Raw genomic sequence first — 24397 nt, forward strand, 5'->3', positions numbered from 1 at the left:
CTCTGCGTTTGAGGGTGTAGGAGGTCGAAGGAAATGGCAAAGAAACTGTCACTTAAGCTGAAGAAGAAGGAACCTGAAGCAGCAGCCGCCCCCGCCGCAGCAGCGGCACCGGCGGCGGGAGCAGCCCCCGCTTTTGCGATGTCTGCGGGCGGGGCTGGAGGGATCAAGCTGGTCCTCAAGGACGCAAAGGTTACCATCGAGAAGGTGACGCTCGCAAAGTAGAGCGTCCGCCTTCTCCCTCCTATATCTTAAGTGAGAGGATTTGTCCCGATCGTCACGCCTCTGGCGTGACGGTTGGTTTTGAAGGATGAGGGAGAAACTGAGAGGGAGATATTATTATGGCTGGAAAGAAGCTATCACTCAAGTTGAAGAAGAAGGAGCCTGAAGGAGCAGCCCCCGCTGCTGCGGCCGCACCCGCAGGAGGAGCAGCTCCCGCCTTTGCAGCGCCCGCAGGTGGATCCGGCGGCATGGTCTTGGAGCTGAGGGGCGCCAACATATCCATCAAGGAAGTCGTCATAAAGCCCAAGAGCGCAAAAGGCAAGTAGAAGGCCGGAACCGTGGGGAAAATCATAGCGATAACCGGAAAGGGCGGCACCGGCAAGACCGCGGTCACCGCCATGATCATCAGGTCTCTATTGAAGAGAGACGAAAAGACCAACATCCTGGCCATAGACGCCGACCCCGACGCGAATCTTGCAGACGCGCTGGGGGACGATGTGGAGATGACCGTGGGGGACATAAGGGAGGAGATTCAAGATTCTAGAGTCTCGTTGCCGCCAGATTATGACAAGAAGCAGCTCTTCGCGGCCAAGATCTTCGAAGCTCTTCTGGAGAAGGACGGATACGATCTTTTGGTGATGGGCCGATCTGAAGGGTCCGGATGTTACTGTTATCTCAATTCTCTGCTGAAGGGGATCATGGACGAGACGATCGACGATTACGACCTGGTCATCGTGGACTCTCCGGCGGGGCTTGAACATCTGAGCAGGAAGACGATCTCTGAGGTGGACTCTCTGATCGTCGTCACCGACGAATCGAGGAGGGGCCTTAAGACCGCGGAGACTATCAGACAGCTCGCCGACGAGCTGGATCTTAAGTACGGCAACCTCTACGTCATAGCAAACAAGGTCCGCGATCTGTCCAAAGATCAGATCCAAAAGGTCGCAAACGGCCTTGGTTTGAAGGTTATCGGCTTGATACCCTACGACGAGAATGTAGCCCGGCTCGATCTGGTCGGCGACCCGCTCGTCGGCCTTCCGGACGACTCTCCTGCCGTGATGGAAGTGGAGGAGCATATACTCAAAGAGATCGGTCTATGAGGGGAGATGAACATGGGAGAGAAAATTAACATATCCGACTTAAATAAGCAGTTAGCAGAGATGGACGTTAAGTCCCTCGAAGGGGTCACCATCGAGGGAGATATAGAACTGGAAATAGACGCTGGAGCTGCCGGCGCAGGCCCTCTATTCGCCTACTACTTCGGCGAAGAGGTGGCGAAGGTGGCGGTCCAGCTCGTCAACATGGCCAAGGCCTTCGGCTATCCCGTCGAGAGCCTCCTTCAGCCCGTGGCGGTGGCTCAGGCGATATCGCCCGCCCCAGCAGAGCTGGCCAAGGCTGCAGCCACTGTTCCGGCCTTCAAGATACCCGACACCCTGGCGAGCGCCAAGTTCTCTGTCGGCACCGATAAGACCTGGAAGACCCAGATCGAGGAGGTCCAGCTCGGAGCAACCAAGGCCGACGGCGGATCGAGAGGCCACGTCATCAAGATCGGCGGCGAGAAGGCGATGCCCTTCTTCTTCGATGCTGCGATGCCAAACAGGCCCGTCGTCACCATCGACGTCTTCGACATGCCGATAGGCATGGCCAAAGCCGTCAAGATGCACTACGAAGATGTCATGAACGACCCCGCAGACTGGGCCAAGAAGGCGGTCAAGGAGTTCGGCGCAGACCTGGTGACCACTCACCTCATCAGCACAGACCCCCTGATCAAGGACACCTCCGCCAAGGAAGCCGTCAAGGTGGTGGAGGACGTCCTCCAGGCTGTTGACGTTCCGATCGTCATCGGCGGCAGCGGCAACCCTGAGAAGGACGTAGAGGTTCTGACCAAGGCCAGTGAGGTAGCCCAGGGCGAGCGCGCCCTCATCGCCAGCGCAAGCCTGAACCTGGACTGGGAAGCCATCGGAAAGTCCTGCGCCGAGAACAACAACGTATGTCTCGCCTGGACTCAGCTCGAGATCAACGCTCAGAAGGAGCTGGACAGGAAGCTGATGAAGGTAGCCGGCGTCCCGAGAGACTCCATCGTCATGGACCCGACGACCGCGGCCCTCGCCTACGGCATGGACTTCGCCTACTCGAACATGGAGAGGATCAGGCTCGGCGGCCTGAAGGGCGACCTGGAGCTGAGCTTCCCCATGTCCTCGGGTACCACCAACGCCTGGGGCGTTCGAGAGGCCTGGATGGTCAACTCCCCCAACAAAGACGACTCCTCTTGGGGAGACAGGATGCTGAGGGGCCCCATCTGGGAGATCCTCACTGGGTTCTCTCTCGCCATGGCCGGCGTCGACATCTTCATGATGATGAACCCGATAGCCGTCGCTTACCTCCAGGAGATCACCCAATCTCTCATGGGCCTGGTAAAGGCGGAGACTCCTGACACCACCAACTGGATCTCAATGGAGGTGTGATAGCCTTGAAGGAATCTAGCCCGCTCAATCTTTACAAGTTCCTGCCCCAGACCAACTGCGGCGAGTGCGGTGAGCAGACCTGCATGGCCTTTGCAGCAGGTCTCATCGCAAGAGAGAGAGCTATAGAGGAGTGCAAGCCCCTCTTTGAAGAGAAGAACCAGAAGAAGTACGGCAAGAAGCTGGCTTCTCTCAAGGAGGTCATCGCTCCCGAGGTGGCTCTCGTATACGTTGGGACCGGCGACCGGCAGCTGAAGGTCGGAGGCGAGGACGTGATGTACCGCCACCAGATGACCTTCTTCAACAAGCCCCCATTCGCCTACGATGTCACCGACGCCATGAACGAGGCGGACCTCGTCGAGAGGGTGAAGCTGATCGACACATGGCGGAAGTTCTACATCGGCAACTGGGAAGAGGTCGAGATGGTGGCCGTGAGATCCGTCACAGGCGACGCCGACAAGTTTGCGAAATGCGTCAAGAAGGTGATGGAGAACACGGAGAAGCCTCTGATCCTCTGCTCCTTCGACCCCAAAGTCCTGAAGGCGGGCCTCGAGGTCTCCGCCGCGAAGAGGCCCCTCATCTACGCCGCCACCAAGGACAACTGGAAGGAAGTCGCCCAGCTGGCCTATGACTACAAGGTTCCCGTGACCCTCTCCGTCCCCTTCGATCTCGATGGTCTCAAGAGCATGGCCTTAACCTTCAAGGAGATGGGACTTGAGGATCTCGTCTTGGACCCGGGCACTGCGCCCAACGGTGAGAAGCTCCAGGAATCTCTCCAGAACTTCATCAAGCTGCGGAGAGCCGCCACTGAGGAGGGCCAGAAGGATTTCAACTATCCGGTCATGGCTCTGCCGATCAATGCCTGGATGACCTCCGAAGATCCGGTTCGAGGCGCCTACTGGGAGTCCGTCCTCGCCGCAACCTTCGTCATCCGAGGCGCGGACATCATGATCCGGCACTCGATGGAGCCTCACAGCGTCATGCCCGACATGCACCTGAGGTTCAACATCTACACCGACCCCAGGACCCCCGTCCAGGTCAAGCCAGGGCTCAACAAGGTGGGCAACCCGACCGAGGACTCTCCGATCTTCCTCACCACCAACTTCGCCCTGACCTACTACACGGTGGAGTCTGACCTCGCGTCCAACAACATCGACTCCTACCTGCTGGCGGTGAACACCGACGGCATCGGCGTCCAGGCATCCGTCGCTGGCGGCCAAATTACTCCCAGCAAGATTAAGGACGCCTTCGCTGAGGCCGGAGTGGACTTCGAGAAGACCAGCCACAAGTCTTTCATCCTTCCAGGAATGGCCGCGAAGTTCAGCGGAGAGCTGGAAGACCTCTACCAGTTTAAGGTCAAGGCCCTGGTAGGTCCCGAGGACTCCGGCCGGATCCCCGGCTGGATGGAAAAGCAGTGGCCACCAAAGAAGTAAAAGCGAGGAAGGGTGCCCCCCTGAGGGGCACACCTCTTCTATCTATTTTTATCCGTCCGTTTTGACCGTATTCTTTTCGACCAGACTCCTTCTCGGAGTCTTCCCGGCGAGCTTCTTACTCCATCTCTTCAGGCTCGCCTGAAGCTAGAAGCAGCTCTTTGAAGAGGAGGATCTCGATCACCTGGGATACGTACCGTCTCTGCTGGTACCTCTGGATATCCTCGTTCATCCTCAATTCACTCTCAATCTGGACCCTGATGAGGGCCATCCGAAGGTCTCGCCTCTCCTCGTCGTTCAGCTTGAGTGAGCATATCTCCTTGAGCATTCTGGGCAGGCTGAATGGGTCTTTGAGCACCCTTGCCAAAAGGAGGACGTACCCTTTCGCAGCTTCGGGTTTTGCCTCTCCGGTGAGGGTCTCCAGGTCTTCAACCGAGTATTTCTCGTTGTCTATCATGATGTAATCCATCTCTTCACCCCAAAATCAGATCTTCAAATCTCCCCGGAGGATCGACTCGCATATCGCCAGGTCCTCCGGGGAGTTGACGTTCACCGCCAGCTCTGCCCTGTCAAGGATCAGATGATAGTCCTCCTGCTCTAACCTGATCTTCGATCCCAGGAGGACGTTCACCCCAGAGGGGACTATGAACCGCCCCCGGTAGTTGAAGAGGGCGTCGGGCTTTCCTCCGATCCGTTGGTATATCTCCAGGGGCGCGTGGACCGATAGTGCTGGCTCCAGGACATTCTCGTAGACCTCGATGATCTCGTCTACGATATCTCCTCTCAAAAGGGGCAGGTCAGCCATCACGATCAGGACGGGCTCATCGATCCCCGCCTCCTCGACGGCATAGATCATGTCTGGGACGTACCCCGCCCCCGGCGTCTCCACCACCTCGATCCCCTTATCTCCAGCCCATTGCATCGTCTCGGGGACGCTCGCGGTCGCCGCCACAAAGATCCTCTCGATGGAGCTCTCCCTCAGGGCCGAGACCACCCAGCTGATCAGGGGCCGGTCCAGGAGGCGGACCATCGGCTTCTCCCCCATCTGGAGCCTCGTCCCAAGCCCCCCTGCCATCACCACGGCGTCCAGAGGAGAACCTCCCATCCCAGTCCGTTGGCGGTCAGTATCGCGGCGGATACGAGGGCGACGGCCCTCGCCACCTCGTTGGTGGCACCGAAGCCGTCCCCTGTGGCTCCCCCGAAGTTTCTCCTGGAGACGACGACCAAGTAGAGGGCCGATATCTGGGCTGCAAGGAGGACGGCTATGCCGGGAAGGCCGGCGAGGGCCCCGCAGATGGCGGCAGCTATCAAAAGGCCGATGAGAAAGTCGGATCTATCGGTGTTCTCGATGGCGATCTGACCGAAGCCTTTCTGGAGGGGCGCCGAGAAGGCGGCGAAGGCTATCATCGACTGCTTCGCCGCCACCTCCGCCACGATGAGGGCGATGGGAAGGGCTCCAGCGGGTATCGCCGTCAGGGAGGCGTAGACTGCGAGGATTGCGAGCACCACGAAGACGACGCCACCGGTACCTATGTAGACGTCCTTCATGGCGCTGATCTTCTTCTCGACGGTGGTGTGGGCAGAGACTCCGTCTCCGAAGTCGGCGAGGCCGTCGGCGTGGTTTATGCCGCAGAGCTTGACGATCACCACTAAAACGAGGGCTGCAGCGATCCCTGCCGGGACGAAGGCCGTCAATGCCAGGGCCACGGAGGCGTAGATCAGCCCCAGGGCCCCTCCCACCAGGGGGAATAGATAGATGTGCCTCATCAGGGCGTCGATCCCCTCCATGGATATCCCGACGGGTATCGTCGTGAGAAAGCCGAAGCCAGACTTGAGGGCGAGGAGGAGGTCTCTCAGTCGAACACCGCCCGGGTGTACATGTTTGCGCAGACTCCGCCGATGAGCCCTGCGATGACGTCGTCCATGAAGGGGCCGAGCTCTCCCAGGATCCCGGGCTTGGCCTTGTCGTACCGGACGTAATCGAAGGTCCCCTTGTAGCCTCCGACGTACTTGGCTATGGTCATGCCGATCACCTCGTCGGCTATGAGGTAAGTCAGGTCCCTCTCGTAATCGGAGCTCTTCATGTTGGGGAGGCTTGCCCTCTTCCCTTCCTCCTCCAGGAGAACCCCCGCGTAGATCAGAAGAGCGAGGTTTGGGTCAGAGAGGGCGATATCGAGCTCTCTTCTGAAGACCTCATCGGCCCTCTCTCGATTCTCCACCCCAGGATGCGGTACGTAAAGCTCCAGGGCGGCATAGACCACGTCGTCGATGGATATCCCCGCCTCAAAGAGCACGTCTCGGATGTCTTTGCCAGAGCCCATATTCATCGCCGGACTAAGATATCCGAATGGATAAAAGCGTATCTGGTAGCACCGGATCTGCCGGTGGGCGAAGTTATTTAAAGTCTCGTGTCGGAATATTATCACGGGATCTTATGAAGACATTGGTCAAGATATTTGTAGATCACGAGCATTTGGGCCGGGTGATAAACACCCTCACAGAGCTCGGTATAACGGGTTTTTATCTCTATGAGTACAAGGGGATGGCTCCCAGGGAATGGAGAGACTTCCGTCTTAAAGAGGACCCGGAGATGACCATCGAGGCCGTAAGACATCACGCAGAGCCGGGGGTTCTCGTCAACACTGTCATAGATGGGGACTGCGAGCCGATAATTAAAGGGCTGGAACAAGCTTTAAAAGGGATAAGGTATACGATCATGGGCCAAAAGGTAACGGTAATGAAGGTCAGAGGAGATTGAGCATCGATGCCTAATTTTAGATCCGAAGTGGAATCTGTGCTGGAGGTCATCAGAAACGCCCTCAGGATGGATGGTGGCGATATCGAGCTGGTGGACATAAACGATGATGGCGTCGTATCAGTCAGGCTGACGGGAAGCTGCGCTGGTTGCCCCTTTTCCCAGATGACCCTCAAGAATTTCGTAGAACGAGAGCTGAAGAAGAACGTAGACGGCATAAGGGAAGTTGTGGCGGTATAGTGCGCGCACTTTCTATCGCCTCCATTTTAAAAGGCCGTCGCATTGATATGGTTCTGCTCAATTTGCTCGAAGGGCGGCTCGTCGCCGACGGTTTCAAATCGAGATAAACTATAGAGAGGAAATAGTTGTGTTTCCAAGTAAGAAAGTTCAAACGTTGATCGGATCGAAGATCAGGGTGGAGATGAAGGGGTCAGAACACCACGTTCTGGAGGGAACCCTAAACAGCGTCGACGATTATCTCAACCTCCATCTCCTGGAGACTGTGGAGATCGTCCATGGTGAGAGGGCGCGTTCCCTCGGTTCGGTGATACTCAGGGGAAACAACATAATCCTCATAAGTCCGGTGGAGTGACTCTCCAGGTGTCCAGATGTATGAGGAAGCGCTGGAGTACATCAAGTCGTGTGAGGAAGGGGTTCTGCAGAGCGACCTGTGGAAATGTTTGGATATCGATTCTCGTAAATGCTCTCGCATAGTATCGAAGCTTTTGAGGGAGGATCTGATAAGAAGGGAGCCCGAATCGGCCGATGGGGTGAGAACATTTCGGTTGTGGTACGCGGGGACGAAGCCCGCTGGCGGTCGCTTCGCCTCTCTTCTTGTCGGTGAGATATTCGAGCCCTGTGGAGGTTGCATAAACGAATGCGTCCCCGAACACTGCCCGGAGCTGAGCGAGTGGATCTTCGCCATAGTCCTGGAGGAGGGGGCCGACCTCACCATCGATGGATCGACCAAAAAGGCGACAACCTCTCTGCTCCAACAGTGAAGTCGGCCGATTTTATTAAAAATTTCGGCGGCCATCCCTCACCACATGGCTGCTGGAGGCCTCCCAAAAAGGGGCGGAGGGGTTGAGGGCGTTTTTGGATCTGGTTTCTCAGGAACTTATCTGGATCTGACCTTCTCCGAAGCCCTTCTTAACCAAGATCTTCTTTATACGCCCGGTATGATTGCCTTGCAGCTCGATAACGCCGTAGCCCTTGACGGTCCCCCCGCAGGCAAGCTCCGATTTGAGATATGTAGCTAGTTCGTTGAGATCGATCTCGTGAGGATCTATCCCCTGGATCACTGTAACCTCTTTTCCGTATCTTCGTCTGTTGATCTTCACCGTGATCCTCTGCTGCTCCTTGGCTACCTCCTGGCATATGCAAAGGTCTTTGGGAAGGCCACATACTGGGCACATCTCGGAACTCATCTTCTGGTAGTTACCTCCACAGAATATATGAACCCATTCGTCGGAGCGGCCTACTGAGACGTCCTCCCCCACCCCTTGGAGGGGGATCTTGCTTATTTGGGCGCGGCGTCTCCATCGGCGAGGTCGCCGGCGGCGTCTTTCGAATCTGAAGACCTCTCGCCGTCGCTTTTGGTCCCACAAATGAGCCCTACTACCTCCAGACTACATGTCGATAAGCTAAATAGCTATTGGTGGCCGTTGGCGCCTGAAAAATTACGACGTGCATCGACTCCATTCCTCCCCGCCGCCTCCGAAGATCGACCAAAAAAATCCGGGTTACTACTTCTGGCCGAAGGGTCCCCCCGATCCTGCAAGGATGGGGGCGGTCCTGTCTGGATGGGGACGGCTCGGCCCGGGTGCGGTCAGAGGGGGCCGAGGGTCTTCGGCGGCCGTCACCTCTTCACCTCTCTGAGCCTTCTCACCGTCACCTCCGCGAGGAAGATCGCAAGGGCCGCAAATAGGAGATACCACCGACGGCTGACTCTATTCTGGGTGGTGATCTCGCTTTTCTTTCTCGCCTCCTCGACGAGCCTTCTTCCCACCTCATCCTCGGAGAAGAGCATCCCTCCGGATGCCATGATCTGCCTTGAGAACTCGGGGTTTGAGCCGACGTCCCTCAGCTCCAGGGGGTAGTTGACGGCTATGCCGTAATCGCCGACGGTGTATATCCCCCGGCTATCCGGAGTGATGACGGCGCGGTACCTGTTCTCCCCCACCTTATCCACCTGCGCCGATCCCAGGTTCGGAGGGCTCGGGCTCGTTATCATTATCTCGAGAGGCGACCGCTCCCACCCGTCCTCGGCATCGATCCTCCCGGCCTCGGGCCTCGGGTCGCCGATGGCCCAGTTCACCGTCCTGGACGGGAGCTTCGAGTTCTCGGCGGAGTAAAGCTCCGGAGCCCAGGCAGAGCCGTCGTCGGTGGTGACCGCCGCAACCCTCCCGAGGCCGTACCTCCAGGTGGTGACGATCGGCTTTCCGTCGAGCATCGCCACTAGCTTCTGGCTCCCTGATTTGGGGGTGACGTCGTTGAAGCCGGTGGCGTTGGCGGCGATGGTGAGGTCTGCGGTGATGTAGTGGTTCTGATTCAATATCGATAGGGAATACCCTCCGGCCGAGACCTCTTCCTCATCAACTTCCGGCGGCCTCTCCTCTGCAGGCCTATCTTCGGCCCTGATGGTGACGGAGCCGGGGTATACGGCGGAATGGTACCCGGCTCCGCTTCGGGAGGCGAGGTCCCTGAAGCTTCCGGGGGAGGACTCGAAGGACTTCACCTCCACCAGGTGAACCGTAGCCTCCATATCCCTGATCATCCTCGCCGACTCCTCGAAGACCTCGGGGTACTCCCGGATCCGGCCGTCGGATATGACGATGACCTCTCCGTCGCCGCCGGTGGAGTTGAGGATATCCCAGGCGAGGGCGAGGCCGATATCCATCTGGCTCTCCTCCTGGGCCCCGGCCTGGGGTGAGAGGCTCGATATCCGATCCGAGATCATCATCTCCCTTCCAGGGATGAGGATGGGGGTGAAGACTACGAAGGCCTCGGTGCCGAAGACGACGAGGGCGACCCGGTCGTCCCTGAACTCCGGGGACTTGAGCAGCTCGATGGCCAGGGACTTCTCGTAGTCGAGGAAGGTGGCGCCCCCCACCACCATCTCGCCTCGGGTGCTTCCGGATATGTCCATGACGATCACCGTCGTCTTCCCCCCCTCGAAGATGCTGGGAACGGACCTGACCGGGAGGATATCTTCAAGGCTGCTGTTCCTATAGTCGCCGAATTCGTAGGAGTCTCTGCCTCCCACCACCACAAGACCTCCGCCTTCCCTGACGTAATCCCGGAGGCCGACGAGCTCCGGGTGATACTTCTGGTCGTCCAGGATCACCGCCTTGAACCTCTTGCCCCCCTCCCCCAGCAGGTCTCTTCTGAAGGCGGGCTCGACGGTGAGCCTGTAATGGTCCGTTAAGACCTGGGAGAGGGGCGAGGACCCTTCGGCCACCAGGAGGACCTCGGGCTTGGGGACGACGTATACGGCCTTCTGGTACCGGTCGTTCTCTCCGGTGGCGTCTTGCGGGAAGCTTATCGCCGCCTCCAGGTGGTGGGTTCCCGTCGAAGGGAACCTGTGGGAGATCTTGACGGAGGCGGACCTCCCCTCCCCGGAGATCCTCCCCTGGTATATGACGGAGTTGTCGGCCCTGACGGTAAGCTGCCCCTGGAACTCGCCGCCGGAGCTTCTCACCACGACGGTGAAGGGGTAGTCTCCTCCCAGGACGGCGGTGTTCGTCCCTGAGATCTCGACGCTGTAGTCGTTCCTCGTCGGCACCATCTCCAGGGCGAAGACGGTGGTGTTGGCAGACCTTGCCAGGGCGAGGGCCTCCTCTACGTCCCTGCCCTGGTTGCTGTAGCCGTCGGTGACCAGGAGGAGGGCTCCCCCCGGCTGGGCGTACTGGAGGATCTTATCTCCCAGGGGCGTCGACATCCCCGAGAAGGTTCTGATCTGAGAGTCGGGGAGGTCCGCATGGACCCTGGCGGCGGCGTTCCTATCGAAGATCTCCATCGATGCGGTGAGGTCCGAGACGACGGTTATGATCGGCCGCCTCGCCTCCGTCGTCTCCGTCACCGTGACGTATGGGTTGGCGAGGGCTACCACCAAAAGGACGAATATAGCCGTCCTGCTGAGGACGAGGAGCCTGTTCTTCTCCCACCGCAGGCTGGCCGCCCCACCGATCAATATCAGGGGCACCAGCCAGAGGAGGCGGGGCTCTGAAAAGTAGACGCCCTCCATCAAACCTCTCGCCTCCTTCGGAGGATCAATAGCTCCAGGACGATGAGGCAGAAGGCCGCCAGGAGGAGCCAGGTAGATAGGTCCCTCTCGATGAGCATCTCAGAGCTCTCCTTCTGGGTGAAGGTCCCCAGGTTCAAGGTCCTCATCGCCATGAGGTTCGACTCGACGGGATCGTACATGTTGGCGACGACGGCCCTCCCCTGGAACCGATAGACCCCCACCATGTTCAGGAGGAGGAGGTCTGTGGTGATCCTCCCGTCGGGGGCCTCGACGGTCGTCGTCTCCCCCAGCCTTATGATATCGCCGGTCCTCCGGTTGGAGTCTGAGACGTCGGGGACGTTGGTGAGCCAGTTCGTCATCTCATACCAGAATATCGGGTACTCCGGCCTCTGGTAGAAGTCCGACATCTCGGAGGATAGCCCCAGGTAGACGACGGTGCCGCTCCCTAGCCTCCAGTACGATATGACGGGGACGCCGTTCGCCTCGGCGATGGTCACCGACCCCTGGCGGGGGGCGGCCTGAAGGTAGCTGTAGACCCCCACCTCGCCGAGGTGAACATCTTCGGCGAAGACCGGGTCTCTCGTCCAGAGGGGTGCGGACTCGTTGACGACCCCCACGATCCTGACGGGGAGGTAATCGGGGCTTTCGGACCCGTTGGAGCCGACGTAGACGACGTTGCCGCCGTCGTAGACGTACCGGTTCAGCCTGCCGTCGGAGCCGCCTCCTTCTGTCACCACCAGATCGAAGCCTCCGTAATCCCCGGAGCCCCTGACGGCGATGGCGGGGATCGACCTGAGGGCTGAACTGACCGGCCCCTCCTCACCCAGGTAGAGGACTCTCCGGTCATCGATCTCCGGGGCGTAGACGTTGGCCCGATCGTCGAAAGATATGGCGTCATCGATCTCCAGGGTGACGGTGGTGACGCCGGGGAAGGCGTCGAAGGTGATGTAGCTGTCGCCGCCGGCGTCTATCGTCCTGATGGTGGTGGAGGTGCCCGCCGGCCCCTCGATCCTGATGGGGACCGTCCTCGTTCCTCCGTAGTTTCTCACGAGGCATGTATAGTTGAGGACTTCGCCGTAGCTTACGATCCAGCCGCCGATGATCCCCACGTTCTCCCCTTCTCCCCCGGAGTCGACGAAGACGACATCCGTCCCTTCGCTGACGATCAGCCCTTTCGTCACCTGGGGGTCGTCGCCGGTCCAGCTCAAGAAGTCGGATATCACCAGGATCGAGCCGCCGTCGGCACCCAGGAGGCTCTTGGCCATCATCATGGCGGCGGAGAGGTCTGTTGAGACCGCCCTGGGGGAGAGGGATTCGAGGGTCGACCTCGCCTGCTGGCCGTTCCCCTCCCGGAGGGCGACGATGGGGATCGTCTCCGCCAGGACGATGCTGATCCGATCCTGGCCGGCGGTGTACTGCAGGAATATCTCCTTTGCCTCATCGAAGCTCGCCTCCATGCTGGCGGAGAGGTCTATCACCACCACCAGGTGACCTTCCTGGGTCCCCCTCGCCACAGTGAAGGGGCCTGCGGCCGCCAGGACGAGAAGTACGATCACCAGAAGCTGTATCCAGAAGAGGGGGTCATTTATCAGCCGGTTGAGGGAGGCTGTCGGCTTTGCATCCCCCTCTTTTATGAAGGCCGTCGAAGGGAAGGGCTGGTCTTTCGGCTTGGGCCTGATCATGTAGAGGATGATCAGGGGGATGGCGCTCAGGAGGCCCAGGAGGGCGAGAGGGAAGCTGAAGGGCATCAGGGACCTTACGCCGACGACCGAGAAAAGGTTTGCGCAAAAATTGGTTTGCGCGAAATATGGGGGAATCGGCCTGCCAACATTCTTAATACGATTGACGAATACATGTTTTCCTCTGATCCTGGAGATCGAGGTGGACGATAATGATCAGCGTCATGGAAGTCTATCAGCTCCTCCCAAAGACCAACTGCAAGAAGTGCGGCCTTCCCACCTGCATGGCCTTCGCCGTCGAGCTTCTGGGAAAGAGAAAGGCGATCGAGGACTGCACGCCTTTGGTGGAGGAGGCGAAGTACGAAAAGAAGTTGGAGGGGCTCAGGGAGCTTCTCGCCCCCATATTGAGCGCCGACGCCACCGAGACGGGGATGGTGATCCACAAAGAGAAGTGCTACGGATGCGGCAACTGTGTCGTCGCCTGCCCCGTCAACGTCGCCAACGATCCCAAGGGAACAGCCATCGGCCGGGGCCCCGTCAGCGGCAAAGCGATCCTGGTGGTGGAAGACGGCGTCGTCAAGTGCGTCAACGTCGACGAATGCAGGCGGTTTGGTCCCGAGAAGGTCCTCTGCAACGCCTGCATCGCGACCTGTCCCAGCAAGGCGATCGAGTTCATCTAGGTGATAATTATGGCGTTCTGTACAGGCTGTTCATTGCTCTGCGACGATATCGTGGTGGATCATCTCGATGGGGTGGTCAAAAAGACGATGAACCTCTGCCGGAAGGGGCGGGCCCACTACGACTCCCTCACCGTCGAAAGGCTCCGCCCGGCCGTCGGAGGCGGCGAGGTCCCCCTCGAAGAGGCGGTCGGTTCGGCGGCGGAGCTTCTGGCTGGGGCTGAAAACCTCCTCATATTCGGCCTCGGTTCCTCCTCCCTGGAGGCCCAGAGGGCAGGGGTCGAGCTGGCAAAGAAGCTCGGCTCCGCCATCGACGATCCCTCCTCCTACTCTCAGGGGGCGATAATGGAGAAGATCCTGGCGGGGGAGGTTCCTTCGTGCACCCTCGACGACGTACGAAACTATGCCGACGTCTCCATCTTTTGGGGGGACGATCCCTCCAGCAGCCACCCCCGCCACCTGTCCCGGTTCTCCTACTTTCCCCGGGGCGAGAAGAGGCAGAGGGGGTACGAGGAGGATCGGGAGGCGATCGTCGTAGACGTCCGCAAGTCGCCGACGGCTCAGATCGCCGCCGACGGGTTCTTCAAAGTCCCGCCGGGGGGAGACGCCGACTTCGCAGAAGCGCTCTCGTCCGCCCTCGGCGGCAAGATACCGAAGGTGGAGGACAAAAAGAGGATGCTGAACCTGGCGACGAAGCTGCGGAAGGCGAAGTTCGGCGCGATATTCACCGGCCTCGGCCACGCCGAAGCCGTCAAGGGCGATATCGACTGGTTCGTCTCCCTGGTGGGGAGGTTGAACGAGGTCAGCCGGTTCTCCATCATCCCGACCCTGGGAGAGTACAACACGAGAGGGTTCAACCAGACCCTCTTCGACGAGACCGGCCACGTCAACTCCGTCTCCTTCAAGGAGGGCGTCGGCTCCGGTCCAAAGTTCGGGATCGCCAGGTTCTTGGACGTCTGCGACGGAGCCATGATCGTCTCCTCAGACCCCGCCGCCGCCCTCCCCGGGCCCCTGGCGAGGAAGCTGGCCAGGGTCCCCATGGTGGCGGTGAACTCCTCCAGAAACCTCACCACAGACCTCGCCGAGGTGACGGTCCCCGTCGCCGTAGCAGGCATCGAGGCCGGTGGGTCTGCCCTCCGGACCGACGGGGTGAAGGTGGAGTATGACGCCTTCGCGGAGTCGGGTTACGTCTCCGACGCCGAGGTCGTCAGGATGATCATGGAGGCGGTTTAGATGGCAGAAGGAAGAGAGTTGACGGTGGTCACCTTCAGGGGGATCTTCCAGGAGGTGCAGGAGGCGCTGGGGATCTATAGTGACGGGTATCGAGACGAGAGCGCCGTCGTCTTCCTGGACGGGGGGGACGCGTCGGGCCTTGGTGTCGAGGCCGGCATCCCCGTCCGGATGGAGACCGATTATGGGGCGGTGGTGGTGGCGGCGAAGATCTCTGAGGACCCCCATCCCGGCGTCGCCTTCATGCCCAAGAGCCCCTGGTCGAGCCAGCTCCTCTCCGGCGATACCGGCGAGAGGGGGGTTTTGGAGATGAAGAGGTTCACGGCGAAGGTCTCTTCATCCGACGAGGGACTGACCTCCATCGCCGAGATCGGAGAGATGATCAGGGGAGGATGACCTTTGGAAGTGACCAGATGAACCTTTTATCGATATCCGACCTATCCCCCCAGGAGATCGGAGCGATCCTGGACCGGGCCGACGACCTGAAGGCCAGGAGGGGCGACCCTTCCGCCAGGTCGATCCTGGCGGGTAAAAGCCTCGCCGCCATCTTCGAGAAGCCCTCCACCAGGACGAGGGTCTCCCTGGAGGTGGCGATGACCGACCTCGGGGGGCACACCCTCTATCTCGGGAAAAACGACCTCCAGCTCGGCCGGGGTGAGACGCTCCCCGACACCGCCCGGGTCCTATCTCGGTTCGTCCACGGGATCGCGGCCCGGGTCTACGACCACAAGACCCTCGAGGAGCTGGGCCGCCACGCCGCCGTCCCGGTCATAAACGTCCTCTCCGACCAGGAGCACCCCTGCCAGATCCTGGCGGACCTGATGACGGTCCGGGAGAGGTTTGGGCGGCTCTCAGGGCTGAAGGTCGCCTGGATCGGCGACGGAAACAACGTCTGCAACTCGACGATCATCGCCGCCGCCATGATGGGGATGGAGATCGTCGTCGCCTCTCCCCCGGGCTACGGGCCAAACCGTAAGATATTAGATCATGCTGATCGTCTTGGAGGTGGGACCGTCGTCGTCACCGACCCCGTCAAGGCCGTATCCGGCGCCGACGTCGTCAGTACCGACACCTGGGTCTCCATGGGCGACGAGGACGATGCGGTCAGGAGGGTGGAGGCCTTCCGACGCTACCAGGTCAACGCCGACCTCCTCAGCCACGCCAGCGACGGAGCCATCGTCATGCACTGCCTCCCCGCCCACCGGGGCCAGGAGATCACCGACGAGGTTATGGACGGGCCAAAGTCCGCCATCCTCGACCAGAGCGAGAACCGGCTCCATTCGGCCAAGGCGGTGCTGGAGAGGTTCCTGGTCTAGAATCGGGGACCATCTGGTGGACTGTCCAGGTCTTTTCAGTCAGCGTCAAGATGATATTCTGATAGCGGGGGTTGCCAAGCGGTCAAAGGCGCAGGGCTTAGGACCCTGTCCTGCAGAGGTTCGTGGGTTCGAATCCCATCCCCCGCACCAATTTACCTTTAATGATTGGAGCCTTCTGGCCAACCCTTCTCTCACCTTTTACGGTATCCCCGATTTCGTCGGCCGGAGACGGTTGGGGCCGTCGAGCCCCTAACCATCGCCTCCGTCGTCCATGGGGGGGCCGAGGAGGAGTGCTGCTACGGGAAGCGGCATCCGCCAGCCTCCGGGCTGGGACTTCACCCACTTCGCCGGCGAGCCCGACATCCTGGGATGCGAACTGTTGACCTGCACCGCCACCATCGGCTGCCTTTAGGCATGAAGGGGGCCCCCCCCGCTTTCCCATCTCACCATCTTTGACCCCGCTCCCCCCATCCTTCGGGGAAGATTTTTACCCGGTGGCGTCTTCTGCCAGCCATGACCGATACTAAGAGGATCATACCCTGTCTTGACGTGAAGGTGGTGGACTCAGTGCCTTCCGTCGTCAAGGGCGTCAAGTTCGTCGACCTCAAGAAGCAGGGCGACCCCGTAGAGCTCGCCGTCCGCTACGACCGGGAGGGGGCGGACGAGCTGGTATTCCTGGACATCACCGCCTCCTCCGAGGGGAGGAAGACGATGGTGGACGTCGTCCGCCGGACCGCTCGGGAGGTCTCCATACCCTTCGCCGTAGGCGGCGGCATCGGGACGGTGGAGGGGGTCGTCGAGATCCTCGACGCCGGGGCCGACAAGGTGGGGATCAACACCGCTGCGATCAAAGACCCCGACCTCGTCAGGAGGGCGGCGAAGGCCGTCGGCTCCGATAGGATCACCGTCGCCATCGACGCCAAAAGAAACCCCGTCCCGAGGGAGGGGGCGGAGGTCTTCTCCCTGGAGGACGGTACGCGTGCCTGGTTTGAGGTGGTGATCTACGGCGGCAGGAAGGCCATCGACCTCGACGCCGTCGCTTGGGCCCGCCGGGTCGAGGATCTGGGGGCGGGCGAGATCCTCCTCACCAGCATGGACCGGGACGGGACGAACGACGGCTACGACATCCCCCTCACCCGGGCCGTCGCCCAGGCCGTGAATATCCCGGTAATCGCCAGCGGAGGGGCCGCGAGCCCCCAGCACATGCTCCAGGCCTTCCAGGAGGCGGGGGCGGACGCAGCCCTGGCGGCGGGGATCTTCCACCGGGGGGAGTTCACCGTAGGGGAGGCGAAGGAGTACCTCCGGTCCCATGGGATCAGGGTGAACCTCGACTGAAAGGTCGAAGGGGCGGGCCGTCGGAGGAGTCCGACATTCCTGCATGCGGCTGAGGATCGCAGACGTCCCCCTCTCCGTCCCCGTCCTCAACGCCTCCCGGTAGGCCCGTCGAAATGGTCCCGTGCCTGCTATATTTCGTGATGGCAGTACCGCGGCCAGTACAGCCCTCGAAGATCCTCCACGGCTTTCTGAGGGGGGCATTTGAGAAGGGGAAGGCATGAAAAGGGCAAAAGGCGGTAGCATCTCCCCGGAGAACGGGCTCATCTACCCGGCGGCCCGGATCCGATCCGGAGCACACCCCCGGTCTTCATCTAACTTTCTAACAGCTCTCTGATATCCTTTAAGATCTCCACGGTGATGGAGAAGACTATCCCTGCAGAGAGGAGCGCTATTAATATATTTTCTAATATCATCTTCATCAGCTCCTATATACTCTATATACCAGTATTTTCTATATATACTTTATTGTTTACCACGACATCTCCCGCGAGTTTTGAAGCAGGAGATCTCCTGGTTTTCCTCCAAGGCCCGTCCTGCGACCCCTCAACGTCGATGGCCGGGACCGGCGGGATCGTATAGGCGGCGGCCATCTCGCGGAATCTCTATCTGGCTCCCTCTCCGGGAGGGCGGCGATATCCGGCAGAAGGCTCCCCGGTATTCTCCTGAAGGGGTGCGGGGTGAGCGAATTTTGCCGATCTGAAGTTGGGTCGCGGCAACGGAACGGCGGCGAGGGGGAGGGTGCGAAAATATTTATATGAAATTTATATATATTAACGTTCTAGGGGGATGAAAAATATGTCTATCGGCAGGCTTATATTTAAAGCTGCCTTGTAATATTCAAGAGTTTCTTCGGACCTGGAGGTCAGCTTCCATGAGCTTTCTGATCGATCCACCTCTGCTGGTTTTGTCCGGCCTCTTCATCTACTTCGGGGGACGGAGGCTCGGTTGGAATAGACATGCGAAGATAGTGGTAGGCATCGCCATCGTTTTGGTATTTGTCCTATTCAGCTCCCTCCTCTACGCCGACGTATTCCGTTCCGTCTTTCCCTTCTTCTCCGAGACGAGGGGCTCGGATTTCATGCTCCACTCCAACACCACAGGAATCACAAAGGAGATGGTTCCCGCCGCCGCCGTCCTCCTCCTCTTCGTCCTTTACCCGTTCTGGCTCTTCGCCGGTTATGCCGCCGCCCTCCTCGTCTCGAAACGGAGGCTGGTCTCGGGAGAGGTATACTCCTACACCGACGTCAGGAGCCGCGCCGACCGGGGGCCATCGGAGTACGCCGTAAAAAGAGGGACCGACCCTCGAAGGTCCGTCAGGCAGGCCGTTGCAGAACTCGGCGGGATTGAGAGGTTCGTCAAAAGCGGCGATAGGGTGCTGATTAAGGTGAACATCTGCGGCGGGGTCCCGGAGGTGAAGGGGACGTTCACCAGCACCGAGGTCGTCGAAGAGATCGTCGATATGGTGAAGGGGGCGGGCGGGGTGCCCGCCATCGCCGACGCCGACATGATCTGGAACAAGTTCTGGTCTGTGGCCGCCGCCTCCGGCTGGGTCGATTGGGCGGAGAAGAAGGGGGTGAAGCTAGCGAACCTCTCCGAGACCGAGATCGCGGACTTCAACTTTGGAGAGGATAGCGTCATAGGAACCGACAAGGTCTCAAAAGAGGTCGTCTACGCCGACGTCATCATCTCGGTGCCGACGATGAAGACCCACCTCCTCACCGGCGTCACCCTGGGAATGAAGAACATGTACGGCACCTTCCCGGAGGTGGACAAGGCCAAGTATCACAGGATGAAGATCGAGGAGGTGATCTACGAGGTGAACCGGGCCTTCACCCCGAACCTGGTGATCATCGATGGATCCATAGGAAACGAGGCGATAGGCCCCCTGAGCTCAAAGCCCATCGACTTTCAGACGATCGTCGCATCAAACGACGTCGTCTGTGCAGACTCCATTGCATCTCAGATTATGGGGTACGATCCGTCGGAGGTGGTGCATCTGTCGCTCGCTGCCGAACGAGGGCTCGGTGACGCCTCCAGGAAGTTCGACTTCGACTCCCTCCCCTATAAACACGCCAGCGGCAAGGATGGAAACTGGGACCGGCCTGAGGCGAAGGTTAAGGACTTCTACAATGCGGGGATCGAGCTTTTGCTGAGGTTTCCGGGGTGGTCTACCCTATTCAACGTCGGTGCCGACTTCTTCCTATACGACATGGCGAGGCTTCCCGTCTTCAAGTACCTCACACCGGGCCTGCTGAAGCTATTGAACGACTTCGTCTACCTCGTATTGAGGGGGCAGGGGGATACGGAGGCGGACAGATCACGGAGGAGGACCAACTTCTTCGTCCTCCTCCTGTTGGCGGAGGCGGCGGTCATCGGCTTCTATATGGATGGGTACCTCACCAAGTCGTTCTTATTCGATCTCAATTTCCTCTTCGCCATAGCCGTATCGATCCTCGCCGCGGTCAGGATGAAGACGAAAAACCTTCTGGCTCTCATCCTCTCTTCGGCGGCGCTGATGTTCGTCGCTGAGGAGGTCATCACATCGGCGGGGATCGTGGACTATGCGGGCAGCGTCGGCCCCACCCTCTTCGTCGTATCGGCGTGGGCGCTTCTGATGGTGGCGATCTACGGTATATCGGACCTCTGCAGGCTCTGGTTTGAAAGGCTTCACCTCTTCGATCGCCTCAAGCGGTGGCGACCGCTCCCCTTCGCAGCTGCCGTCACCGTCTTCTCCATATTCTTCTATCTGGAGGGCTACTTTCAGCTGGCGGGAAGGGATCTTCTGGCCCTCTACGCCGCCATGGCCCTCCTGGGGATCTTCGCCTCCAGCAGGTGCTCCATCGACTGGAACGCCGCCCTCGTGGTGGTGAGCGTGGCCCTAGGATGCTACATGGAGCTTTTGGGGCATGTGGGGGGTCTATGGAGCTACGACCTCACGGAGGGGCTCCCCATCTTCATGACCATCTCCACCGCCATCAACGCAGGGGCGGTCCTGGGGGTAGCCTCCATCGCCGGGGTGGACCTCTCCCGATCCACCGCCGGTACCGGCGGAGGAAGGGGCCACCTCCCCCTCGGGGGCGGGTCGCACCGTTGATCCGCTCCGCCCCCCAGGTGCAGGGTCGAGGACCTCCAAGGAACGGTCCGTCATCGGACTGTGGAGGGGCCTGGAAGGACTAAGGGACGATGTGGTCGATGGAATGCCGGATATAGAGTAATAGCGTATACCACCCCTGCACCGTCTCAGGATGTGGTATTCTTGCGCAAGCTCGATAGCGTCGTCTCTGATCTGGAGGCTCGGGGGCTCAAATTCCGGCTCTCGACCTCCCTTCGGGTGGGGTACGTTGCAGACATATTATTTAAAAAAGAGAAGATAATCGTCCTAGACACCAGAAACGCCGACCCCTTCACGGAGAGGAAGCTCACCGCCGCCGGGTACAGGGTCTTTGTAATCCCCGAGGGCAAGCTCTCCGACGAAGATATCAAGGGGTTCTGCGACGAGGTGGAGAGGGAGGTGAGGAGGTAGAGCTGGGGGGATCATTCTGTGACGGTTCAGCCAGCGGCATCCGGACCCCCGGACCAGGGCAGGGGGCAGGGGCCGATAGGAGAGGGTGGGGGACGGTCCGGAGAGGGCAAAGCGGGATGATCAAGGAGCTTTCCGCCGGGGGGGGCCTCTCCTCCTGAGACTGAGCCGAAAGATTTTAAATCTGAAAGGATCATCGCGGTGGCGTGATCCTATGAAGCTGGCTTGTATATTTATATTGATCGTGGGGGTCGCCACCTTATCCCCATCCACCGCCGAGGGCGACCTATGGAGATTCAACTCACCGATGGAGTTTACATCGGGCTCCGTGGTGAGTATGAATCATATGAAGATATGGACGATAAACTCCTCGACCCATTTTACCCCCTCTCTGGCCCCAGGGGCCGACCGAGGGGTCAAATTGACCCATAAGATCGGCAGGTCCATCAACATGACCCGTGGGATTGACAAGGGGATCAACCTGACCCGGGGAATCGATACGGGGATCAATAGAACCCTCTTCATCTGCAATATCGTCTAGGTCCATTCCGGGATCTAAACCCGTGGACGGAAAGGAGATGGTGATCCGAAGCCTTATCCCCGGAATGACGATCTTCCCTGGTATATGCTGAAACCGCCCGGGGGAGGGGGCGAATGGGGGGATCTCGCTCTTCACTCCGGCGGCCTTTCATTCCCGCCGCCCCTGAGGAGGGCCGGCCACCAGGGCCGCAGGTCGTGCGGCGGCATAGAGGCGGTGGAGATGTCGTCGAAGTAATTGGATTTTTAATATAAAATTTAAAATGTATTTTTAGCGGGGGAAGACCGCTCCTAACGCCCTCGGCGGTCCTCCCAACCTCACCTCGACCTCAGCGCCGATCCGGCGTCGTCCCCTCCGGCGTCGTTCCCGTCCTCGGCTAGAAAGAAGAGATGCATGGGGGGTGAACTGGTCCTATCCAAGGATTGGCCTGCCCCAGGAGAGGCTGGAGCGCTGGATGATCTCAAAGAGGTGAGCGATCGGGTCGATTTCATTCTCGGATCTATAGGCCAAAACGCATCCCTTGAATATAAGAACTGACAGCCCCCTATCGGTCTTTCTCAGCTTTACTATTTTCGATGTCTATTCTTCCATAGATATAAAAAAATAGGAATAATGATTGCGCCGATAATCCATTGCAATTGAATATCAGTTTTTACCAGATTTTTGATCATATAGGGATAACTTACCTTTACCTCAATCATTTCGCTCATTACGTTAGCTCTATCCCATGTATCTCCAGCCCCCGGTCTTTCTATTGCGACATAAACATTTAAAAATAATGTATGGCTGCCGCTCTTTAGTGGAGTGACCTTCCATTTCCAAGCCTTGTAGGGTCCCCCTACAACAACATAATCTAAACTGCTATCAAACATAGGAACGATTCTGAAATCTTCCTCATCACCTTCCAGAGCAACCCTCATTCTGTCTCCAACCCTCATCTCTTTCATTAGGGTTTCTCCGGGGCCTTCGAGACTTTCAGCCAAAGTCGTCTGACTTATATTTGCCTCACCTGATATTCGCACTTCAACAACATACTCAACTCCTTGTTTCATTTTTAGAGGGCGCTTGAATGCGATCAGTCCATATGGGAGTCTCGCAATCATTTCCTTCATTGTAGGGTCTTGCTCCTCTACAACTGGCTCCTCTACAACTGGCTCTGGCGGATAGACGGGGTATGCATCAAGATTGCGGAGAGAAGAAGCAGCTTTTAGCCGCACGTACTCATCGTCATCGTTCAGAGCCCCAATTAGAGGAATGACAGCCCTTTCATCGCCTATCATACCTAGGGCACCAGCGGCACTAGCTCTGACCTCCGGTCTTTCGTCTTGGAGGGACTTTATGAGGGGATCGACCGCCCTTTCATCGGCTATGACGCCGAGGGCATCGGCGGCCCTTGCTCTGACCTCCGGTCTATCGTCTTGGAGGGACTTTATGAGGGGATCGACCGCCCTTTCATCGGCTATGACGCCGAGGGCACCAGCGGCCCTTGCTCTGACCTCCGGTCTATCGTCTTGGAGGGACTTTATGAGGGCATCGGCGGCCCTTGCTCTGACCTCCGGTCTATCGTCTTGGAGGGACTCGATGAGGGGATCGCCCTCTCTCTCAAGGCTAAACTGACGGAGCGAATCTACTGGACTTGCTCGGATATCATCATTTTCATATTCAAACCGGATCTGATCCGCTGGACGCCAAGTATCTGACAGGAGGGCGCCTTGGCTTCTGGTGGGATCGGCAATTGAGGGGGTTTGTATCCTCTGATTAAGGCTCATGAGATCTCCTACATCCTCCGCTAAAACCGGCATCGCTGAGATCGCAAGAGGCAGAAGGAACAAAATCGCTTTAGGGGTCATCTCCTCGTACCTTTGGAAATTAACTTGAAACTATAATTGTCTATATCGGTAAAAAATATGTCGGTTCTCACCTAGAGGATCGATCTATATTTCCAGGTATCCTGCAGTCTAAGCCGTAATAGAGTTGGAGACGGTCCACTTGATGAGTCTAGATATTTAAACAAGGCTATTGGCCTCTCCCGCCCAATTTCCTTCCGCCGGCGGCGACCGATCCGGCGTGTCGGTTTCTCAGCCGCGATCTGGCGTGAGGACTCATTGAGCTGCGGTTCCCTCGCGGAGACGGATGGCGACGGGAAGGTGGCGGTGGAGAGGCTACCAAGGACATTGGGTTTATAAAATAAAATATAAAATATATTCCCATCGTCGGAAGGGCACCTCCCCCTGGCCCCACCCTTCAGGCGGTGCGGGTCAGCAGGCTGCCTCCTCCACGATGCCAATCTGCTCCGCTGACAATCCGTGCCAGGAGCGTGAGAGGCCTAGCTCCGGGCGGCTGGAAGCCGAAAGATCGGAGAAAGTCTTTTACTTAAGGAGATTTATAAGTCCGCTGGCATGAAGACGAAAGAGCTGATACTCCTGGAGATCGAGGTCTTTCCCGAGCCTTATCTCAAGGAGGTTCTAGATTTCGTCCGCTTTTTGAAGGAGAGATCCGCCGAAAGGTGGATCGAAGGGGCCATATTGAGCGAGCCGGTCCTCGCCGAGGAGTGGCTCGCCCCTGAGGAGGACGAAGCCTGGGACGATTTGTGAAGGGGGATGTGGTCGTGGTCCCGTTCCCATTCCCATTCTCGAACCTGGCCGAGGCCAAGAGGCGTCCTGCCCTGGTGGTGGCGAGCTCGAGGGGGACGACAGGATCCTCTGTCAGACAACCAGCCGACATTTCAAGGACAGGTATGCCGTTGGGATAAATGATGCCGACTTCGAAGAGGGGTCCCTCAAGAAGGATAGCAACGTCAGGCCCAATCGGCTCTTCACCGCCGACAGCAAGATAATTTTGTACCGCGCAGGGCACCTCAAAGCTGAGAGGGTTGGCGAGGTCGTCGAGACGATAACAAATATATTAAATATTTAAAATACGATAAAAAATATACACCCTGCGGCGGAAGGCCACCCCGCTCGACCTCGGCGCCGACCGCCCTCCGGACC

29 protein-coding genes, 1 tRNA gene and 1 pseudogene are annotated in these 24397 nt (G+C 58.8%); 22 read left to right on the forward strand and 9 right to left on the reverse strand.

Annotated features, from left to right (window positions below; all coding sequences use genetic code 11):
- Positions 1-33 precede the first annotated feature (33 nt).
- From P0O24_RS06905 to acsC, 5 genes are all read left to right on the forward strand, one after another.
- Positions 34-222: a hypothetical protein gene (locus P0O24_RS06905; RefSeq protein ID WP_316969012.1), complete on the forward strand. Its 189-nt coding sequence runs from the start codon at positions 34-36 to the stop codon at positions 220-222.
- 116 nt (positions 223-338) lie between these two features.
- The gene (locus P0O24_RS06910) at positions 339-545 is read left to right on the forward strand and encodes a hypothetical protein (RefSeq protein ID WP_316969013.1); all 207 of its coding nucleotides are present in this window, start codon (positions 339-341) and stop codon (positions 543-545) included.
- Positions 546-557: 12 nt separating this feature from the next.
- The gene (locus tag P0O24_RS06915) at positions 558-1319 is read left to right on the forward strand and encodes an ATP-binding protein (protein WP_316969014.1); all 762 of its coding nucleotides are present in this window, start codon (positions 558-560) and stop codon (positions 1317-1319) included.
- A 12-nt stretch (positions 1320-1331) separates the two neighbouring features.
- A complete protein-coding gene (gene cdhD / locus P0O24_RS06920; RefSeq protein WP_316969015.1) occupies positions 1332-2684 on the forward strand; it encodes a CO dehydrogenase/acetyl-CoA synthase subunit delta in 1353 nt (450 codons plus the stop codon).
- Between the two features lie 5 nt (positions 2685-2689).
- The gene (gene acsC, locus P0O24_RS06925; protein ID WP_394356736.1) at positions 2690-4114 is read left to right on the forward strand and encodes an acetyl-CoA decarbonylase/synthase complex subunit gamma; all 1425 of its coding nucleotides are present in this window, start codon (positions 2690-2692) and stop codon (positions 4112-4114) included.
- Between the two features lie 115 nt (positions 4115-4229).
- Here acsC and P0O24_RS06930 read toward each other — a convergent pair whose 3' ends face one another.
- The 4 genes from P0O24_RS06930 to cobZ are packed head-to-tail and all read right to left on the reverse strand — an operon-like array spanning position 4230 to position 6432.
- On the reverse strand, positions 4230-4580 hold the full coding sequence (locus P0O24_RS06930) for a hypothetical protein (protein WP_316969017.1): 351 nt from the start codon (positions 4578-4580) through the stop codon (positions 4230-4232).
- Positions 4581-4595: 15 nt separating this feature from the next.
- Positions 4596-5216, reverse strand: a complete 621-nt coding sequence (locus tag P0O24_RS06935) for an NTP transferase domain-containing protein (RefSeq protein ID WP_316969018.1) — start codon at positions 5214-5216, stop codon at positions 4596-4598.
- Positions 5186-6001, reverse strand: coding sequence for an adenosylcobinamide-GDP ribazoletransferase (gene cobS / locus P0O24_RS06940; protein WP_316969066.1), 816 nt, complete (start codon positions 5999-6001; stop codon positions 5186-5188). The genes P0O24_RS06935 and cobS overlap by 31 nt, the downstream gene beginning before the upstream one ends.
- Positions 5965-6432 (reverse strand): alpha-ribazole phosphatase CobZ, encoded by a 468-nt coding sequence (gene cobZ / locus P0O24_RS06945; protein WP_394356739.1) that lies wholly within the window; start codon positions 6430-6432, stop codon positions 5965-5967. Before cobZ ends, cobS begins: the two co-directional genes overlap by 37 nt.
- A gap of 113 nt (positions 6433-6545) precedes the next feature.
- On the opposite strand from cobZ, the gene P0O24_RS06950 reads away from it, so the two are divergent.
- The 4 genes from P0O24_RS06950 (at position 6546) to P0O24_RS06965 (ending at position 7867) form a co-directional block, all read left to right on the forward strand.
- Complete coding sequence (locus P0O24_RS06950; protein ID WP_316969020.1) at positions 6546-6869, forward strand: MJ1244 family protein; 324 nt, start codon at positions 6546-6548, stop codon at positions 6867-6869.
- A gap of 6 nt (positions 6870-6875) precedes the next feature.
- The gene (locus P0O24_RS06955) at positions 6876-7106 is read left to right on the forward strand and encodes a NifU family protein (RefSeq protein ID WP_316969021.1); all 231 of its coding nucleotides are present in this window, start codon (positions 6876-6878) and stop codon (positions 7104-7106) included.
- A gap of 127 nt (positions 7107-7233) precedes the next feature.
- Entirely contained in the window at positions 7234-7458 is a 225-nt protein-coding gene (locus P0O24_RS06960; RefSeq protein WP_394356737.1) for an LSM domain-containing protein, read from the forward strand.
- A gap of 16 nt (positions 7459-7474) precedes the next feature.
- Complete coding sequence (locus P0O24_RS06965) at positions 7475-7867, forward strand: helix-turn-helix transcriptional regulator (protein WP_316969023.1); 393 nt, start codon at positions 7475-7477, stop codon at positions 7865-7867.
- 108 nt (positions 7868-7975) lie between these two features.
- Here the strand turns inward: P0O24_RS06965 and yciH are convergent, their stop codons facing one another.
- The 3 genes from yciH to P0O24_RS06980 all read right to left on the reverse strand — a co-directional run bounded on the left by yciH (position 7976) and on the right by P0O24_RS06980 (position 12860).
- Positions 7976-8293, reverse strand: a complete 318-nt coding sequence (gene yciH / locus P0O24_RS06970) for a stress response translation initiation inhibitor YciH (protein ID WP_394356740.1) — start codon at positions 8291-8293, stop codon at positions 7976-7978.
- 431 nt (positions 8294-8724) lie between these two features.
- Positions 8725-11112: a VWA domain-containing protein gene (locus P0O24_RS06975; protein ID WP_316969025.1), complete on the reverse strand. Its 2388-nt coding sequence runs from the start codon at positions 11110-11112 to the stop codon at positions 8725-8727.
- The gene (locus P0O24_RS06980; RefSeq protein WP_316969026.1) at positions 11112-12860 is read right to left on the reverse strand and encodes a BatA and WFA domain-containing protein; all 1749 of its coding nucleotides are present in this window, start codon (positions 12858-12860) and stop codon (positions 11112-11114) included. Before P0O24_RS06980 ends, P0O24_RS06975 begins: the two co-directional genes overlap by 1 nt.
- Before the next feature lie 143 nt (positions 12861-13003).
- On the opposite strand from P0O24_RS06980, the gene P0O24_RS06985 reads away from it, so the two are divergent.
- The 7 genes from P0O24_RS06985 to hisF all read left to right on the forward strand — a co-directional run bounded on the left by P0O24_RS06985 (position 13004) and on the right by hisF (position 17349).
- Positions 13004-13471, forward strand: a complete 468-nt coding sequence (locus P0O24_RS06985; protein WP_316969027.1) for a (Fe-S)-binding protein — start codon at positions 13004-13006, stop codon at positions 13469-13471.
- 9 nt (positions 13472-13480) lie between these two features.
- Positions 13481-14701 (forward strand): formylmethanofuran dehydrogenase subunit B, encoded by a 1221-nt coding sequence (locus P0O24_RS06990; RefSeq protein ID WP_316969028.1) that lies wholly within the window; start codon positions 13481-13483, stop codon positions 14699-14701.
- Positions 14702-15094 carry a molybdopterin dinucleotide binding domain-containing protein gene (locus P0O24_RS06995; RefSeq protein ID WP_316969029.1) on the forward strand — a complete coding sequence of 131 codons (393 nt, stop codon included), beginning with the start codon at positions 14702-14704 and terminating at the stop codon, positions 15092-15094.
- Positions 15091-16014, forward strand: coding sequence for an ornithine carbamoyltransferase (argF, locus tag P0O24_RS07000; protein ID WP_316969030.1), 924 nt, complete (start codon positions 15091-15093; stop codon positions 16012-16014). Before P0O24_RS06995 ends, argF begins: the two co-directional genes overlap by 4 nt.
- Positions 16015-16078: 64 nt before the next feature.
- Positions 16079-16164 (forward strand) — tRNA-Leu (locus P0O24_RS07005).
- Positions 16165-16285: 121 nt separating this feature from the next.
- Entirely contained in the window at positions 16286-16426 is a 141-nt protein-coding gene (locus tag P0O24_RS07010) for a hypothetical protein (RefSeq protein WP_316969031.1), read from the forward strand.
- A 101-nt stretch (positions 16427-16527) separates the two neighbouring features.
- The gene (hisF, locus tag P0O24_RS07015) at positions 16528-17349 is read left to right on the forward strand and encodes an imidazole glycerol phosphate synthase subunit HisF (RefSeq protein WP_316969032.1); all 822 of its coding nucleotides are present in this window, start codon (positions 16528-16530) and stop codon (positions 17347-17349) included.
- 434 nt (positions 17350-17783) lie between these two features.
- Here the strand turns inward: hisF and P0O24_RS07020 are convergent, their stop codons facing one another.
- Positions 17784-17939 (reverse strand): hypothetical protein, encoded by a 156-nt coding sequence (locus P0O24_RS07020; protein WP_316969033.1) that lies wholly within the window; start codon positions 17937-17939, stop codon positions 17784-17786.
- Between the two features lie 281 nt (positions 17940-18220).
- Here P0O24_RS07020 and P0O24_RS07025 point away from each other — a divergent pair, with 281 nt between their 5' ends.
- From P0O24_RS07025 to P0O24_RS07040, 4 genes are all read left to right on the forward strand, one after another.
- Positions 18221-20443, forward strand: a complete 2223-nt coding sequence (locus tag P0O24_RS07025; RefSeq protein WP_316969034.1) for a DUF362 domain-containing protein — start codon at positions 18221-18223, stop codon at positions 20441-20443.
- A 162-nt stretch (positions 20444-20605) separates the two neighbouring features.
- The gene (locus P0O24_RS07030; protein WP_316969035.1) at positions 20606-20872 is read left to right on the forward strand and encodes a hypothetical protein; all 267 of its coding nucleotides are present in this window, start codon (positions 20606-20608) and stop codon (positions 20870-20872) included.
- A 343-nt stretch (positions 20873-21215) separates the two neighbouring features.
- Positions 21216-21410, forward strand: coding sequence for a hypothetical protein (locus tag P0O24_RS07035; RefSeq protein ID WP_316969036.1), 195 nt, complete (start codon positions 21216-21218; stop codon positions 21408-21410).
- An 84-nt stretch (positions 21411-21494) separates the two neighbouring features.
- Positions 21495-21644 (forward strand): hypothetical protein, encoded by a 150-nt coding sequence (locus P0O24_RS07040; RefSeq protein ID WP_316969037.1) that lies wholly within the window; start codon positions 21495-21497, stop codon positions 21642-21644.
- A 329-nt stretch (positions 21645-21973) separates the two neighbouring features.
- On the opposite strand, the gene P0O24_RS07045 is transcribed toward P0O24_RS07040, so the two are convergent.
- Positions 21974-23257, reverse strand: coding sequence for a HEAT repeat domain-containing protein (locus tag P0O24_RS07045; protein ID WP_316969038.1), 1284 nt, complete (start codon positions 23255-23257; stop codon positions 21974-21976).
- A gap of 549 nt (positions 23258-23806) precedes the next feature.
- Here P0O24_RS07045 and P0O24_RS07050 point away from each other — a divergent pair.
- Both P0O24_RS07050 and P0O24_RS12540 read left to right on the forward strand, forming a co-directional pair.
- The gene (locus tag P0O24_RS07050) at positions 23807-24001 is read left to right on the forward strand and encodes a DUF2281 domain-containing protein (RefSeq protein ID WP_316969039.1); all 195 of its coding nucleotides are present in this window, start codon (positions 23807-23809) and stop codon (positions 23999-24001) included.
- A pseudogene (locus P0O24_RS12540) lies at positions 23986-24323 on the forward strand (type II toxin-antitoxin system PemK/MazF family toxin). The gene P0O24_RS07050 and the pseudogene P0O24_RS12540 overlap by 16 nt, the downstream one beginning before the upstream one ends.
- Positions 24324-24397: the final 74 nt, after the last annotated feature.

This window comes from Candidatus Methanocrinis alkalitolerans (genome assembly GCF_029167205.1).
GTDB classification, from domain to species: Archaea; Halobacteriota; Methanosarcinia; order Methanotrichales; family Methanotrichaceae; genus Methanocrinis; species Methanocrinis alkalitolerans.